Annotated in this window: 16 protein-coding genes; 8 read left to right on the top strand and 8 right to left on the bottom strand. The window is 60.9% G+C overall.

Translation table 11 applies throughout. The features are described from left to right. The first annotated feature begins 42 nt into the window (after nucleotides 1–42). From Q0859_RS12655 to Q0859_RS12630, 6 genes are all read left to right on the top strand, one after another. A complete protein-coding gene (locus Q0859_RS12655; RefSeq protein ID WP_299151727.1) occupies nucleotides 43–2,070 on the top strand; it encodes an NADPH-dependent 2,4-dienoyl-CoA reductase in 2,028 nt (675 codons plus the stop codon). Between the two features lie 29 nt (nucleotides 2,071–2,099). Further along, complete coding sequence (locus tag Q0859_RS12650) at nucleotides 2,100–3,038, top strand: zinc transporter ZntB (protein ID WP_299151726.1); 939 nt, start codon at nucleotides 2,100–2,102, stop codon at nucleotides 3,036–3,038. Nucleotides 3,039–3,198: 160 nt separating this feature from the next. Further along, nucleotides 3,199–3,678, top strand: coding sequence for an RNA polymerase sigma factor (locus Q0859_RS12645; RefSeq protein WP_299151724.1), 480 nt, complete (start codon nucleotides 3,199–3,201; stop codon nucleotides 3,676–3,678). Then, nucleotides 3,675–4,442: a hypothetical protein gene (locus tag Q0859_RS12640; protein ID WP_299151723.1), complete on the top strand. Its 768-nt coding sequence runs from the start codon at nucleotides 3,675–3,677 to the stop codon at nucleotides 4,440–4,442. Before Q0859_RS12645 ends, Q0859_RS12640 begins: the two co-directional genes overlap by 4 nt. Nucleotides 4,443–4,563: 121 nt before the next feature. Next, nucleotides 4,564–5,469: a LysR family transcriptional regulator gene (locus tag Q0859_RS12635; RefSeq protein ID WP_299151722.1), complete on the top strand. Its 906-nt coding sequence runs from the start codon at nucleotides 4,564–4,566 to the stop codon at nucleotides 5,467–5,469. A 174-nt stretch (nucleotides 5,470–5,643) separates the two neighbouring features. Beyond that, entirely contained in the window at nucleotides 5,644–6,390 is a 747-nt protein-coding gene (locus Q0859_RS12630) for a DUF4344 domain-containing metallopeptidase (RefSeq protein WP_299151720.1), read from the top strand. 16 nt (nucleotides 6,391–6,406) lie between these two features. On the opposite strand, the gene Q0859_RS12625 is transcribed toward Q0859_RS12630, so the two are convergent. Genes Q0859_RS12625 through Q0859_RS12610 form a run of 4 tightly spaced genes read right to left on the bottom strand, consistent with a single transcriptional unit; the run spans nucleotide 6,407 to nucleotide 9,361 of the window. Next, on the bottom strand, nucleotides 6,407–7,354 hold the full coding sequence (locus Q0859_RS12625) for an OmpA family protein (protein WP_299151719.1): 948 nt from the start codon (nucleotides 7,352–7,354) through the stop codon (nucleotides 6,407–6,409). Between the two features lie 2 nt (nucleotides 7,355–7,356). Beyond that, nucleotides 7,357–7,923 carry a peroxidase-related enzyme gene (locus tag Q0859_RS12620; RefSeq protein WP_299151718.1) on the bottom strand — a complete coding sequence of 189 codons (567 nt, stop codon included), beginning with the start codon at nucleotides 7,921–7,923 and terminating at the stop codon, nucleotides 7,357–7,359. Then, the gene (locus Q0859_RS12615) at nucleotides 7,920–8,642 is read right to left on the bottom strand and encodes a GNAT family N-acetyltransferase (protein WP_299151717.1); all 723 of its coding nucleotides are present in this window, start codon (nucleotides 8,640–8,642) and stop codon (nucleotides 7,920–7,922) included. Before Q0859_RS12615 ends, Q0859_RS12620 begins: the two co-directional genes overlap by 4 nt. Further along, the gene (locus tag Q0859_RS12610; protein ID WP_299151715.1) at nucleotides 8,639–9,361 is read right to left on the bottom strand and encodes a molybdopterin-binding protein; all 723 of its coding nucleotides are present in this window, start codon (nucleotides 9,359–9,361) and stop codon (nucleotides 8,639–8,641) included. Before Q0859_RS12610 ends, Q0859_RS12615 begins: the two co-directional genes overlap by 4 nt. 47 nt (nucleotides 9,362–9,408) lie before the next feature. Between Q0859_RS12610 and sfsA the strand changes: the two genes are divergently transcribed. Next, entirely contained in the window at nucleotides 9,409–10,113 is a 705-nt protein-coding gene (sfsA, locus tag Q0859_RS12605) for a DNA/RNA nuclease SfsA (protein ID WP_299151714.1), read from the top strand. A 55-nt stretch (nucleotides 10,114–10,168) separates the two neighbouring features. Then, nucleotides 10,169–10,987, top strand: a complete 819-nt coding sequence (gene map / locus Q0859_RS12600) for a type I methionyl aminopeptidase (RefSeq protein WP_299151713.1) — start codon at nucleotides 10,169–10,171, stop codon at nucleotides 10,985–10,987. Between the two features lie 33 nt (nucleotides 10,988–11,020). On the opposite strand, the gene Q0859_RS12595 is transcribed toward map, so the two are convergent. Genes Q0859_RS12595 through Q0859_RS12580 form a run of 4 tightly spaced genes read right to left on the bottom strand, consistent with a single transcriptional unit; the run spans nucleotide 11,021 to nucleotide 14,927 of the window. Further along, entirely contained in the window at nucleotides 11,021–11,935 is a 915-nt protein-coding gene (locus tag Q0859_RS12595) for a metal ABC transporter permease (RefSeq protein ID WP_299151712.1), read from the bottom strand. Then, nucleotides 11,932–13,134 (bottom strand): metal ABC transporter permease, encoded by a 1,203-nt coding sequence (locus tag Q0859_RS12590; protein ID WP_299151711.1) that lies wholly within the window; start codon nucleotides 13,132–13,134, stop codon nucleotides 11,932–11,934. Before Q0859_RS12590 ends, Q0859_RS12595 begins: the two co-directional genes overlap by 4 nt. Nucleotides 13,135–13,137: 3 nt before the next feature. Then, entirely contained in the window at nucleotides 13,138–13,938 is an 801-nt protein-coding gene (locus tag Q0859_RS12585; RefSeq protein ID WP_299151709.1) for a metal ABC transporter ATP-binding protein, read from the bottom strand. Then, entirely contained in the window at nucleotides 13,935–14,927 is a 993-nt protein-coding gene (locus Q0859_RS12580; protein ID WP_299151708.1) for a zinc ABC transporter substrate-binding protein, read from the bottom strand. The genes Q0859_RS12585 and Q0859_RS12580 overlap by 4 nt, the downstream gene beginning before the upstream one ends. Between the last annotated feature and the right edge of the window lie 6 nt (nucleotides 14,928–14,933).

Here is a 14,933-nt window from a genome sequence, read left to right as displayed (position 1 = left end):
CCAAGTGCAAATGTGTTCGACCCATTCTGTTAGGAAGTGACCATGACCAATTATCCCCACATGCTTGCCCCGCTTGATCTGGGGTTCACCACACTGAAGAACCGTGTGTTGATGGGGTCGATGCACACCGGGCTTGAGGAGACCAAGGATTGGAACCGCGTCGCCGAATTCTATGCCGAGCGTGCGCGCGGCGAGGTTGGGTTGATGGTCACAGGCGGGATCGGGCCGAACCTTGAAGGGTCTGTGCTGCCGGGGGCAGCCATGATGGTCAGCCAGGACGACATCGACAATCATTCCGTTGTGACCAGGCGGGTGCATGACGCGGGCGGCAAGATCGCGATGCAGATCCTGCACGCGGGCCGCTATGCCTATGGGCCTGCCTGCGTGGCCCCCTCGTCCGTGAAATCGCCAATCTCGCCCTTTCCTCCTGCTGAGCTGGACGAGGACGGGATCGAAAAGCAGATCAGCGATATCGTCGCCACCGCCAAGCGCGCACAGGACGCAGGCTATGACGGGGTCGAGATCATGGGTTCCGAAGGGTACTTTTTGAACCAGTTCCTCGTGACGCACACCAACAAGCGGACGGATCGGTGGGGCGGGTCTTACGAGAACCGGATGCGCCTGCCTATCGAGGTCGTACGCCGCACGCGTGAGGCTGTGGGTACCGATTTCATCATCATCTACCGCCTCAGCATGATCGACCTTGTACCCAACGGTTCAACCTATGACGAGGTCGCCCAACTTGCCAAGGAAACCGAAAAGGCCGGTGCCACCATCATCAACACCGGGATCGGCTGGCACGAGGCGCGCATTCCCACAATCGCCACTTCAGTCCCTCGCGCGGCCTTTGCATGGGTCACCAAAAAGCTGATGGGACAGGTGAACATCCCCGTTATCACATCGAACCGCATCAATACGCCGGATGTGGCCGAAGAGGTGCTGGCCACAGGCTGCGCCGACATGGTGTCGATGGCGCGCCCCATGCTGGCGGATGCGCATTTCGTGAAAAAGGCGATAGAGGGCAAGGCCGCCCAGATCGCGCCCTGCATCGCATGCAACCAAGCCTGCCTTGATCACACATTCTCGGGCAAGCTGAGTTCGTGCCTTGTGAACCCGCGCGCCTGTTCGGAAACCGAATTGGTGATCGAACGGGCCTCCGCCACCAAAACCGTGGCTGTTGTCGGTGCAGGTCCCGCAGGTCTGTCCGCCGCCATGACAGCCGCCGAACGCGGGCACAGTGTCACGATCATCGACCGGTCAGACGAAATCGGCGGTCAGCTGAACATGGCCAAACAGGTGCCGGGCAAGGAAGAGTTCTGGGGCCTCGTCGACTGGTATCGCACGATGGTCACCGAAATGGGCATCACCGTGCGGCTGAACACCGAGGCCAATGTCGAGATGCTGCGCGCCTTTGACGAGGTGATCATTGCAACCGGCGTCCTGCCCCGCGACCCGGTCATTCCCGGTCAGGACAGCGCCAATGTGCATTCCTATATCGATGTACTGAAAAAGCACGCCAGCCCCGGCAAACGCGTCGCCGTGGTCGGGGCTGGGGGGATCGGCTTTGATGTGTCCGAGTTCCTCGTGCAGGAAGGCGAAAGCCCCACGGAAAACCTGCCCGAATGGATGGCCGAATGGGGCGTCACTGATCCTGCCCAACATCGCGGCGGTCTTGCCCCCGAAGGTCCCAAACCCGAAGCGCCAGCCCGCGCCGTGACCCTGCTGCAACGCAAGGCTGAAAAGCACGGAAAGCGGTTAGGCAAGACGACCGGCTGGATCCACCGCTCGGCCCTCAAGATGAAAGACGTCGATTTTGTGGGTGGCGTGAATTACGAGCGGATTGATGAACGGGGTCTGCACGTGTCCTTTGGTGAGGCGCGCGAGAACCCGTCGATTATCGAGGTCGATGATATCGTGATGTGTGCGGGCCAGGTGCCGGATCGCAACCTTGCCGATGCGCTGAAGCAGGCTGGCATTGCGCATCACGTGATCGGCGGGGCCGATGTGGCCGCAGAACTCGACGCCAAGCGTGCCATTGATCAGGGCACTCGACTGGCGGCCACATTGTAAAGGTCGCGCACGGGCGCTAGCGTCGCACCATGCCGATATGCGTCTTTGATATTACACCCGATGGCACCGCCCTACCACCTGTTGCGGACCGCCCCTTGGGCGATGGGTATCGTTGGTGGCACTTTGACCTGAGTGACCCGGACCTGCCTGAATTTCTGGCAGATCACGTGCCTGATATTCCAGCTGCCGCCCTGACGGCCCCTGAAACACGGCCCCGCGCGGATATGTACGGCGACGGGCTGATCCTGAACCTGCGGGGCGTGAACCTGAACTCGGATGGGCCTGCCGACCGGATGGTGGCAGTGCGCATATGGGTGACACGTTCAATGGTAGTGACGGTGCGGATGCGACGCATCTTTGCACTGAACGAAATCCGGGAACGGGCCGAGGCGGGCCAGGCCCCCACGACGCCGATGGGATTTGTCGGCGCGCTGACCGCAGGGCTGATGGGGCGGGTGCGTGACACCGTGTTTGATCTGGCCGAACGGATCGACGCGCTTGAGGATACGATGCACGACGATGCTGCCCCCCTGCCCGCCGAACTGGTCGAGGAACGGCGCATGGCGATCCGGCTGCGCCGCTATCTTGGGCCGCAACGCGATGCACTGATGGCGTTGCTTGCAACGGACACTGCGATGATGTCCCAGGGTCAGAGGGCGCGGCTGAGGGAACACACGAACCTTGCCAAGCTGGCGGTTGAAGAACTGGAGGCCCTGATCGCGCGGATGACGGCAGTGCAGGACCATCACACCGCCCAGGCCGCTCTGGCACAGGGGCGTAACGGCTATGTCCTGTCCATTGTCGCGGCGGTATTTCTGCCGTTGGGCTTTTTGACGGGCCTGTTCGGGGTGAACGTGGCGGGCATGCCGGGTGTGGACGTGCCATGGGCCTTTGCAGCCCTTTGCGCCGGGTTGGTTATCTTGACCGCCACCGCGATCTGGGTTTTGCGCCGGATGCGTTGGATTTAGATCGGATCAGGTTAAACCTGGCACTCCTCAAGGGAATGTCAGAATATTTCATTGTCTGTCCGGCGCAGTTCGTGATCTTGTGCAAACATTATTTTTGACGGTCAGGACGATGCCAATTTCCAGCTTTGCACAAATTGCCTCAAACGAAGTACGCGATGGTATGTCGGCGGTCTACCCGCGGCTGTGGCGTTATGCGCTGTCATTGACGGGACGGCGCGACTGGGCCGATGATCTGGTGCAGACCGCATGTATGCGCGCGCTGGACAAGTCGGATCAGTTCGAACCCGGCACACATCTGGACCGCTGGCTGTTTCGAATGACCCAACGGATTTGGCTGAACGAGCTGCGATCGCGCAAGGTGCGCACCGGCGGCGGCCTTGTCCCCGTCGAAGAAATTGACCTGCCGGATAAAACTCCTGGTGCAGAAACGAATATTCTGGCCCGTGACGTGTTGAACAAGGTGAATGCCTTGCCTGAAGCGCAGCGCCAGTCCGTGGTTCTCGTCTATGTCGAGGGGTTCAGCTATAAAGAAGCCGCTGAGATTATGGAGATACCGATAGGCACAGTGATGAGTCGGCTGGCAGGGGCGCGCAAGCGTCTGAGTGCCCAACTGGCAGATGTGCAGGTAGATGCAAAATGACTGACAGAACCCACTTCAGTGACGAGGATCTGACCGCCTATCTTGACGGAGAGGCGGAAGATGTCTTGCACGCTGCCATTGATGCAGCGCTGGAAACAGACGAGGCGTTGGGCGAACGCCTGGCCGAGCTCGACATCCCAATGGGTGCGATCACGGATGCCTATGCCAGATTGCTGAACACGGTCCCTGAACCGCCTGTGTTCGAAACACCTGTTGCGAACGCTCCAAAATCCCGTTTTGGCTGGGGCTGGGGTGTAAGCACATTCGGCACCGGTATTGCGGCAGGTTTTGCCGTCGCTATGTTCACCGGCTTTGGCACACCCGAACCCGCCCAACGCGGGTGGGTGTCCTTCGTTGCCAGCTATCAGGCGCTTTATACCACGGCGACGCTCAACGTGGCGGACCCCAGTGCAGAGGAAGCCACACTACAGCTTGCGACAGTGTCGGACGCACTTGGCCTTGATCTGACCGCCATTCCACAGACCGAAGGACTGACGTTCAAACGTGCACAGGTGCTGGGCTTCAAAGGCAAGCCGCTGATCCAGATCGCCTATCTGCGCGATGACGGGACGCCTGTGGCCCTGTGCATCCTGCCGGCAGGACCGGACTCCCAACCGATCAACATGGCCCAGGCCGAAGGGTTGGACATCGCGCGCTGGAACACGCCCGGTTTCGGGTTCCTTCTGATCGGAGGAACCGATACCGCCCCTCTGGCCGAAGAGGCCGAAACCTTCCAGAACTGGAGCACGGATATCGCGACCTGATCGTTTCCGTGCCTTCAACGATCCCAGTTATCACCCTGATATTATCCCACCCCTGCCCTGATTGTGCCCTCTTTGGCGTTGATACCTGATCCTCGACGCACAAAGATTGAAAGGGCCGGGCATGGACCGACTCACTGAAATGGAAGCTTTCGCCATGGTCGTGGACCAGGGCGGATTTACGGACGCTGCCAAAAAGATGGGGATTTCGAAGTCCGCCGTCTCCAAACACGTCTCATCGCTTGAGGCACGCCTTGGGGCCCGCCTGCTGAACCGGACCACACGCCGGGTCAGCCCCACCGAGATTGGCCTTGCCTATTACGACCGCGCCCGCCGCGTTCTGAATGACGCAGGCGAAGCGGACTCGCTGGTGACGTCCATGCAATCGGCCCCCTCGGGCCTGCTGCGGATTTCCGTGGCGACGGATTTTGGGGTCAACCACCTGTCCCCCCGCCTGTCCGAGTTCCTCGAAGACTTCCCGGATATCACCGTCAACATGGTTCTGAACAACCGCTATGTTGAGCTGATATCGGAAGGGTTCGACATGGCGATCCGCATCGGTGAGCTGGAAGACAGCACCCTGCGCGCCCGCAAGCTGACCGAGACCACCAAACGGATGATCGCCAGCCCCGACTATTTCGAGAAATACGGCCGTCCCGAAAAGATCGACGATCTGAACGAGCACAAGCTGCTGCATTACTCCAACCAATCTTCGGGCAATGTCTGGAAACTGACCGCCCCCTCGGGCGAAAAGCGGCAAGTGCGTACCGCGGGCTGGTTGTCGGTCAATGACGGGCAATCCTTGTTGAACGCTGCGATCTCGGGTCTTGGCATCGCGTACCTGCCCAGCTTTTTGTACGCGGATGCGATGGAACAAGGCCTGATCGAAGACGCCATTCCAGAGCTGCCGATGGAAACCCAAGGCATCTATGCAGTGTACCCGCCCGGCCGCTTCACCCAGCCCAAAGTGCGTGCGTTCATCGACTTTCTGGCCCACGCCTTTGCTGACAAGGGCCCATCCGACTGGTAAGGTTTTCCCCTGACCTCATGCGAGGTGACCTGACCCCGGCGTGCATGCGCCGGGGTTTTTTTGTCTTTGCAGACCGACCGCAAGCACGCCAAGGTGTCGAATTTGACATGTCCGTGGTTTCCATAGATCACCAGAAACCACGACACGACATCACCACCACATATCGAGACCACCATGCGCATCTTCCCCCACCTGATTGCCGTCCTGACAATCACATCTGCAACACCCGCGCAGGCGCAGGATCTTGACGAACGGCAGGCCTTTATCGAGGCGAATATCCTGTCGATCTTTTATCACGAACTTGGGCATGCTGTGATCGATCTGATGGAGGTGCCGATCTTTGGTCAGGAAGAGGACGCCGCCGACGTAATGTCGGTGCTGATGATCGACTGGCTGTTTGACGAGGACACGGCGCAGGCCATCGCCTATGACAGCGCCTTTGGTTTTATCAACGACCCCGACCAGACCGAGGAGGTGCCCTACTGGGATCTGCATGGCCCGGACGAACAGCGATACTATAATCACGTCTGCCTGTTTTACGGGGCCAACCCCGACGCGCGCGACGATCTGGCGGTCGATCTGGGGTTGCCCGAGGGTCGTGCCGAGACCTGTGTGGAAGAATACGAGCAGGCAGCCTACAGTTGGGGTATTATTTTTGACGAAATGGATGACCAACGCGCGGGCGTGCCCATGATCTTTCGCGCAGGCTCAGGCGACGGGGCAACCCTGTTGAACGAGGTATTGGCAGCCGAGGTCGCCAGCATGAACGGGGATATCAGACTGCCGCAGGAAGTGGTCGTGACCGTCTCGTCTTGCGGCGAACCAAACGCGTTTTACGACCCTCAAGAGATATCGGTCACGTTCTGTACCGAATTCATTCCCCACCTCGAAGACCTGCATGCCGCATGGTCGCAGAACTAGGACAAGCGAGTGCAGCCTACTTGTCTTCGCGCACCACGATCACTTCGACCCGGCGGTTGGCCTCACGCCCCTCGGCTGTCAGATTGGATGCGAGCGGCGACAGATAGCCCATGCCCTCCGCTTCGATCTGATCCCCGTCCGCGCCATAGGTGTTGATGAGCGCACTGCGCACCGCTCGCGCACGGGCGCGCGAGACGGAGATATTGGTCTCTAACCCGCCTACTGTATCCGTGTGCCCGACAACAGCAACCTGCAGGCCAGGACGCGCCTGCAACAAAGTAGCAAGGGCTGACAGCTCAGCACTTGATCCCTCGCTCAGCGTCGTCGTGCCAACCGCAAAGTCGAGGGTACGCAGCACGATTGACCCGGTGTTGAGCAGTTGGGTTTCAAGATCACCCGCAGGCCCCGGCGCACGTACCTCGGGAGCGGAGGCGGTGGGCACCACGGCCGTAGGCTGCACCGCCCCAGCCAAGCCTTTGGCCACTTGGGTGATCTGCAAATATCCGGCCCCTGCCGCCGCACTTGCCAGCAGGGTGATGATCGCCTTCGTCTCGGGATGGCGCGCGCTGATAAACTGATAGTCGCGGATATTGACGTACATGTTTGGGGCCGGCAGCACCTCAATCGCGAACCGGAAATCAAAACCGCCGCAAATGTCATCATCGCAATCAAGCAGAATATCATAGCCCGCCGCAGCAATCTGTGCCCGCATCGGGGCCACGAGTTGCAACGGCGTCATGCCAGAAGCCGGTATGCGATAGGCGCGCCGGGTCACGGCCCCTTCGCTGCGTTCGGTTTTCAAGGCCCCGTTGTAAAAGGGCGCGACCGGCACGGCAACCTGATCAAGGGCACTGTCACGCGATGCCGTCTGGCGCGCGGTTGTGGGCAAGGTCAACTGCAAGGCCTGCGTCTGGACCGCAACGCAGCACAGCGCAGCCGCAAGACTGTTGCGCACCCAATCCACGTCTATCGGGCCTGCCCGTGATAGGAGCCATTGGGCTGCATCGCCGTCGCACTGGCCACCCGGTTGGACATGTTGAAAAATGCCGCCACGTTGATCACATCCCAGATGTCGCGATCACTGAGCCCGACATCGCGCAGCCCCTGACGATCCCCCTCGCTGATCTGGGCCGAGGCAAGCGTCACTTTCTCGGCAAACCCCAGCATCGCGCGATGGCGCGGGGTCACATCGGCGACCCGCCAATTCATCACCAACTGCTCGCCCAATATCGGGTTGCCCGATAACTCGCGCACCGCAGCCCCATGGGCTGTCAGGCAGTAATAACAGCGGTTTGTCGCACTCACGACCACCGCGATCATCTCGCGTTCCAGCTTGCTCAGCCCGCTACCGGCCAGCATCAGATCATTATAAAGCGCGGTAAACGCGTTCAGCTTGTCGATATCAAACGCATGGGCGCGCAGTACATTCGGGACCATCCCCAGCTTGTCCTGGCAAATATCGAAGTACTTTTGGGTCGTATCGGGCAGCGGGTCGACCATCGGCAGGTCGAGGGCGGTGGGGCGGTCTGTCATGTGTCCTCCGGAGCGGTGCGGTAATGATAGCCCGGCAATGGCTGAAAACCCAACCGCTGATAAAGCCCATTGGCCGCGTCATTTGACGCCGTGGTCAAAACCGCCAGCGTGGCCGCACCCTGATCCTGCGCCCAAAAGGCGGCCTGGCGCATAATCCACTGCGCAACGCCTTGACGGCGCTGATGCGGCAGGACTTCGACCGCGTGCACCATTGCAATTCCATCGTGCAGCGCAACAAAGGCGGCACCGGCAGGTTTTTCATTCCAACGGGCAAGAATGCCAGTCTTGATCTTGGCCCGCGCCATGACATCAAGGCGGGCAGGTCTGATACCGCCCTTGGCCCAGATTTCGCCCATGATCGCCAGCGGTTCCCAGATCGCGAATGTGGTGACGCGCGGGATGGGGATGTCGGTGAGTTGCCCAGGCGCAATGCAATACCCGTTTGTCGGATCGACCATGGTGTAACCCCGCCTGGCCAGCATGGCATCAAGGGCGATATCGTCACAGCGGATCATAAACAGCGGGACCTGCCCAAGCCCACGCATTGCGGCCTCGGCCTCTGGCACATCCCCGTCCGTGATCGCGCACGTTGCAATTGCCGCAGACACCCGTTTACCACCCCCCCGTCCATCGCGGATCAACCATGGACCAACCGCCTTGGTTCGGGCGGGCGGCCATGTGCCCTCGATAGCGTCATAAAAGGGGTTTGGTTCGATCATGCGGGAAAGTGCTGCGCCAAGGCGTCAATGGCTGTATCAACTTCGGCCCCGTCCGTGCCACGGATCACGATATTTGCGCCGTATTTTCCGTCTTTCTGATAGGGGTAGGACCCGATACTGAGCTCGGGGTACTGCGACGCCAGCTCACCCAACGGGCCTGCGATATCGCCCTCCCCCCGCTCAATCCGCAGGGTTTTCGAAATCAACGGCGCACCGCCCGTCAAGGTCGGCAGCACCGAGGCAACCATTGCTTGAAACACCGACGGGACACCGGCCATCACATGCACATTGCCAAGGATAAAGCCGGGCGCGGCAGAGACCGGATTGTCGATGAGCGCGGCCCCATCGGGAATGCGCGCCATGCGCAAGCGCGCAGTGTTCAATTCGGTGCCGGATTTGGCGTAATGCGCTGCCAAAATCGCGCGGGCATCATCGCGCACGTCGATATGGGCCTCAAAGGCCGCTGCGATGCAATCGGCGGTGATGTCGTCATGGGTCGGCCCGATGCCGCCGGAGGTGAACACGCTGTCATGGCTCGCGGACAAGGCCCGCACGGCATCAACAATCGCATCGCGGTCATCGCTGACAATGCGCACTTCGCGCAGGCTGATGCCGTGATTGGTCAGTTGACCGGCCAGATGGTGCATGTTGGCATCGCGCGTGCGGCCCGACAAAATCTCGTCTCCGATCACCAGCATGGCGGCGGTGGGGTTGGGCATGATGGGCCTCCTTGAGCATCGATGAAACACGGTATAGGCCTGCCCCCATGCGCTTTCAAACCGAACTTGTACCCGCCACCCTGATCCGTCGCTACAAACGGTTTCTGGCGGATTGCACGCTGGCGGATGGGCGCGAGGTTGTGGCTCATTGTGCCAACCCCGGATCCATGATGGGGTTGGCGGTGCCGGGGGCCAAAATCTGGCTTGAACCCAATGACGATCCCAGGAAAAAACTGAAATTCGGCTGGCGGCTGGTCGAACATGAAAACGGGCATTTCACGGGCGTTGACACATCGGTGCCCAACCGCGCGCTAAAAGCAGCCTTCGAAGCAGGCGTGGTGCCGGGTTTTGGGGGGTACACCACCGTGCGTCCCGAACAGAAATACGGCGAAAACAGCCGGGTCGATTTCTTGCTGCAAGGCACGGGCCTGCCCGATGCCTATGTCGAGGTGAAGTCTGTGACCCTGTCGCGCACGCCCGGTCTGGCCGAATTTCCCGACAGTGTAACCGCGCGCGGGGCCAAGCATCTTGACGCACTGGCGGACATGGTGCGCGCCGGGCACAGGGCTGTCATGCTGTATCTTGTACAACGCACAGATTGTGATCGCTTTGCGCTTGCAGCCGATATCGACCCCACCTACGCAACCCGCTATGCGCAGGCGTCGGGGGCGGGGGTGGAAACCCTGTGCCTCGGGACCCATATAGACCCCAAAGGTGTCTGCGTCGCGGGTCCGGTTTCGGTCTGCATCTGACACGGACTGGCCCTTTTTGCCGCAGTGCAGTATGCTGTAATCAAATTTTTCGCCGATGGAGCCGAAATTGGACCGAGAAAGCCGTGGCCGTCTGACAAAGGATGGCATCCGCATTTATGACACCGCCGACTTTGGCGGAATGCACGCCGCTGGCAAGCTGGCGGCGGAAATTCTGGATGGGATGAGCGCACATGTGTTTCCCGGCCAGACCACCGGTACCATCGACAAGCTGATCACCGACATGGTGGATGCGGCGGGTGCCAAATCAGCGACCATCGGCTATAAGGGGTACAAGCACGCCAGCTGCATCAGCGTGAACCATGTGGTGTGCCACGGCATTCCGGGGGACAAGGTCCTGAAGGATGGCGATATCCTGAATATCGACGTCACCGTCATTGTGGATGGCTGGTTCGGTGACACGAGCCGGATGTATGTGGCTGGCAAACTGCCCCGCAAGGCCGAGCGTCTGATCGAGGTGACCCATGACGCGTTGATGCGCGGCATCGAGGCGGTCAAGCCCGGCAACACTTTTGGCGATATCGGCCACGCCATTCAGAGTTTCGTCGAATCCCATCGCATGTCGGTTGTGCGCGATTTTTGCGGGCACGGGCTGGGCCGGGTGTTCCATGCCCCCCCCAACGTGCTGCATTATGGTCGCCCGAACACGGGCGCTGTGCTGGAACCCGGCATGTTCTTTACCATCGAACCCATGGTCAATCTGGGCCGCCCCGAAACCAAGACCCTTTCGGATGACTGGACGGCTGTGACGCGTGACAAATCGCTGTCGGCGCAATTTGAACACTCGGTCGGAGTGACCGAGGATGGGTGCGAGATTTTCACGCTGTCCCCCGCAGGCACGTTTCACCCGACATAGGGCTGAGCAGGGCGGAGGACACCTCCGCCTTACCTAGCTGGCTTTCGCCCTGTGCGGTCCTGCAACGGCTGCGACCCCAAGGATCACGCCAGACACCGTGGCAATCATCCCCGCCGCGCTGACGGAGGCTGAGGCTCCGATCCAGATCGGCCCATAGCCTGCCAGCACATAGCCAATGATTGCTGAGAAGGCCGCAAACGCTGCAGACCATACCATTTGATGTCCAAGCCGGTTCGTCATCATCCGCGCCGCTGCGGGTGGGCAGATGAACATCGCGATCACGATGATCGACCCCACCGCATCGAACGCTGCCACAGCCGCGATGGCCGACACCACCACCAGTGCCAGACCCAACGGCCCCGTTGGCATACCAAGGCCGCGCGCAAAGCCTTCGTCGAAGGTGGACAAGGCAAGCGGTCGCCAGAACAACCACAGGAACGCAGTCACCACCACCAATGCAACGGCCATGCGCGGCAGCTCGACCGGCAAGCCGGACAGCGCTGCGGGGTCCAGCAGGGATGACCACCCCCGCGCATCCAGCCAGATCAGGCTTTCAAGGTTGCCAAACAGTGCGTGTTCCACATCCAGATGGACGCTTGAGGTGTCCGAGCGTTCGAGCAGCAAAACCCCACCCGCAAACATCGCGGTAAAGACCACGCCCATCGCCGCGCCCGCCTCAATCCGCCCAAGCCTGCGAATGAGATCAATGGCAATCACCGATAGCACTGCTGCACCCGCAGCCCCCAGCAACATCGAACCCGTAGCAACCACACCCGTCAGCAAAAACGCCACCACGATACCGGGCAGAACCACGTGGCTGATCGCATCCCCAATCAACGCCTGACGGCGCAACAGCAAGAAGTTGCCCGGCAGCGCACAGGCCACCGCCACACAAACCCCGATCAGAATGGGAGTCAGCGACAGGGCAACAAACTCCACACCCATCATGTGACCACCTCGGGGGCTTTGATGCGCGCATCGACCTCGTTCAGTTGATCGGGGGTGAGGACAGTTTCAATCGCAGTCAGCCCGTCATAGCGGGTCGCGGCGGCGGCAAAGCTTTGATCGGCGCGCACGATGGACCAGCGGGTTTCATCCAGCAGCGCCTTGGCGGCCGCTGCCTGCCCGTCGCTTGTGGGCACACCGTCCGGCAGGATCAACCCGGCACGCCGCAACAGGCGGTGGGTCAGCGTTTCAAAGATGGGTTGTCCTTGGGCCAGCGCCAGCAATCCCTGGCGCATATGCACCCGCCGCTGATACCGCCAATGCATCAGGACCGAGGCCAAAACCCCACGCCCGGGCGACAGCAAAAGTGACACCAAAAACATCGTAAATCCCACCAGCACAACAATTGGCCCGGTGGGCAAGGCCGGGGCAATCGCCGAGATCGCCGCACCCACATATCCCGAGACACCCCCGACAAACCCGGCAATGATCACCACGTGGCCCGCCCGTTCGGTCCAGAACCGCGCCGTGACCGCCGGCACGATCAACAGCGCAACGATCAGGATCAGGCCCACCACCTTGAGGCCCACGACCGTCACCACCAACACAATCCCCATCATCGCCAGATCAATCCGACCCATGGACCAGCCGGTTGCCTGGGCATAGCCGGGATCAAACGCGGCCAGTTCAAGCGGTCGGCGCAGGATCAACACCAGCAGCAACACCAGTGTCGCCGACACCGCCAGCAGGATCGCATCGCCCCGCAACATGCCTGCGGTCGAGCCGAGCAAGAATCCTTCCAGTCCCGCTTGGCGGCCTGCGTTCATCGTCTGGATGACGGTCAGGATGACGATCCCGAAACCGAAGAACACCGACAACACCGCACCGATGGCCGCGTCCTCGCCCAATCGGGTCCGGGTGGTCAGCCAATGCACGCACAGCAACCCGATCGCCGCCGAGAACCCCGCGCCCACAAGCAGTCCGAACAACGACCGTCCGTCGCCGCCCATCCCCACCATAAGGATGAAGGCCAAGCCAACGCCCGGCAAGGTCGCATGGCTGATCGCGTCACTGACCAACGCACGTTTTCGCAGGAACAGAAAGGTGCCAGCGACCCCGGCGGCAATGCCCAACAGACATGCCCCAATCGTCACAAGGGTCGCGTTGTAGCCAAGCTGCAATAGCAGCGCATCGGCCAACATGGGCTAGCCCGCCACGCTTTCAGGATCGATACGCGCCGTGGTCAGGCGCCCGCCATAGGTCGCTTGCAGGTTGGCGTCCGTGAACACCTCTGCAACAGGCCCCGCGGCAACCACCTGAGTGTTAAGCAGCACAACGTCGTCAAAATACTCGGGCACGGTGACAAGGTCGTGGTGCACGGCCAGCACGGTGCGGCCCGCATCGCGCAGCTCTTTCAGCACAGCGATGATCGCCTTTTCAGTGGCCGCATCGACCCCGGCAAAAGGTTCATCCAGCACGTAGATATCCGCCTCTTGCGCAAGTGCGCGCGCGAGGAAGACACGCTGTTGCTGCCCACCCGACAATTGCCCGATCTGACGGGTTGCGAAGTCGGCCATTCCCACACGGGTCAGGCTTGCCATAGCGGCTTCGTGGTGATGGCGGCGCACCCGGCCAAGCAAGCCAAGCTGGCGATACATCCCCATCAGGACCACATCGATCACGCGGGTGGGAAAATCCCAATCCACGCTGGCGCGCTGTGGTACATAGGCAATGCGGTCGCGCATCTGCGCCAAGGGTTTGCCAAAGACGCTCACAGTGCCCGCAAGCGGCTTGATCACCTGCAACGTCGCCTTGAGCAAGGTAGATTTGCCCGCACCGTTCGGACCGACAATCGCGGTCATCGCACCGGCGCGCACGGTCACATCAACCGAAAACACTGCCGGGTTTTGCCCGTAGGATACAGTCATGCCACGGATTGCCAGAGGGCTGGCCATCCGCGCGCTTTCATTTGACGCGGTCCGATCTGTTACCAGCGAAATGTTCATACCGCCCCCTTGAGTTTGCCCAACCGACCCGTTGCGGGCACATCAGCGCCCAGCGCGCGGGCGATTGTAGTGACGTTATGGTCGATCATGCCCAGCCATGTGCCTTCATAGGTTCCGTCCGGCCCCATCGCGTCCGAAAACAACGACCCGCCAATGGTGACCGTGTGGCCCCGTGCCGCAGCCCCTTCGACAAGGGCACGAATATTACGATCCGAGACCGAGGTTTCGACGAACACTGCGGGCAACTGGCGCTCAACAAGTGTGTCCACCAATGTGCTGATGCGGTTCAGGCCCGCTTCGCTTTCGGTCGAAATGCCTTGGATGCCCAGCACTTCGAAATCGTAAGCCGCTCCGAAATAGCCGAACGCGTCATGGGCCGTCAGCAGCATGCGCCGCTCGGCCGGAACCTGCGCCAGCGTGTCCCGCGCGTATCCCTGCAACGCCTGTGCCTCGGCCACAAATTGCGCCGCATTGTCTTCGAACATCGCCTTGCCCTTGGGGCGCAACGCGCTCAGCGCCTGAACCACAGCCGGGACACATTCAATCCAAAGGTCAGGGGCCATCCAGATATGCGGGTCGTAACGGCCCTCATAGTCCTCGTGGGCGCGCAGGCGATCCTTGTCTAGCGTCTCTGCTATGGCGCGAACCGGGCGCTGGCGGCCCAGATCTTCAAAGAACGCCTCCATCTGCGCCTCAAGATACAGGCCATGCCACATCACCACATCCGCGCGGGTCATCGCCACAATATCGCTGCGGGTTTGCCGATAGGCGTGCGGGTCAACGCCCGCGCCCATCAGCCCTTCGACCTTAACGCCCGTGCCCCCGATGCTGCGCACGAGGTCTGCAATCATACCGGTCGTGGCAACAATGTTGATTCTGGAGGCCGCAAAGGCTGGCGTTGCCGCAAAGGCCGATAGCCCGGCCAAGACGGCGCGCCGAGACGGGTAAAGGGGTAAGTTGTGCGTCATGGGAATGAATATGAGAGTCATTCGCAG

The organism is uncultured Tateyamaria sp. (assembly GCF_947497045.1).
Taxonomy (GTDB): domain Bacteria; phylum Pseudomonadota; class Alphaproteobacteria; order Rhodobacterales; family Rhodobacteraceae; genus Tateyamaria.
The sequence above is the reverse complement of the archived record's forward strand: the minus strand, read 5'-3'. Positions and strand labels throughout refer to the sequence as shown.

Bases quoted from the DNA above. Each gene is read 5' to 3' on its own strand.
- Q0859_RS12580 (WP_299151708.1), bottom strand. From the start codon at position 14,927: ATGACTCTCATATTCATTCCCATGACGCACAACTTACCCCTTTACCCG.
- Q0859_RS12620 (WP_299151718.1), bottom strand. From the start codon at position 7,923: ATGACAGACCGCCCCACCGCCCTCGACCTGCCGATGGTCGACCCGCTG.
- Q0859_RS12630 (WP_299151720.1), top strand. From the start codon at position 5,644: ATGCGCATCTTCCCCCACCTGATTGCCGTCCTGACAATCACATCTGCA.
- Q0859_RS12640 (WP_299151723.1), top strand. From the start codon at position 3,675: ATGACTGACAGAACCCACTTCAGTGACGAGGATCTGACCGCCTATCTT.
- Q0859_RS12635 (WP_299151722.1), top strand. From the start codon at position 4,564: ATGGACCGACTCACTGAAATGGAAGCTTTCGCCATGGTCGTGGACCAG.
- Q0859_RS12595 (WP_299151712.1), bottom strand. From the start codon at position 11,935: ATGATGGGTGTGGAGTTTGTTGCCCTGTCGCTGACTCCCATTCTGATC.
- Q0859_RS12590 (WP_299151711.1), bottom strand. From the start codon at position 13,134: ATGTTGGCCGATGCGCTGCTATTGCAGCTTGGCTACAACGCGACCCTT.
- Q0859_RS12610 (WP_299151715.1), bottom strand. From the start codon at position 9,361: ATGCCCAACCCCACCGCCGCCATGCTGGTGATCGGAGACGAGATTTTG.
- Q0859_RS12585 (WP_299151709.1), bottom strand. From the start codon at position 13,938: ATGAACATTTCGCTGGTAACAGATCGGACCGCGTCAAATGAAAGCGCG.
- Q0859_RS12645 (WP_299151724.1), top strand. From the start codon at position 3,199: ATGTCGGCGGTCTACCCGCGGCTGTGGCGTTATGCGCTGTCATTGACG.
- sfsA (WP_299151714.1), top strand. From the start codon at position 9,409: ATGCGCTTTCAAACCGAACTTGTACCCGCCACCCTGATCCGTCGCTAC.
- Q0859_RS12650 (WP_299151726.1), top strand. From the start codon at position 2,100: ATGCCGATATGCGTCTTTGATATTACACCCGATGGCACCGCCCTACCA.
- Q0859_RS12615 (WP_299151717.1), bottom strand. From the start codon at position 8,642: ATGATCGAACCAAACCCCTTTTATGACGCTATCGAGGGCACATGGCCG.
- Q0859_RS12655 (WP_299151727.1), top strand. From the start codon at position 43: ATGACCAATTATCCCCACATGCTTGCCCCGCTTGATCTGGGGTTCACC.
- map (WP_299151713.1), top strand. From the start codon at position 10,169: ATGGAGCCGAAATTGGACCGAGAAAGCCGTGGCCGTCTGACAAAGGAT.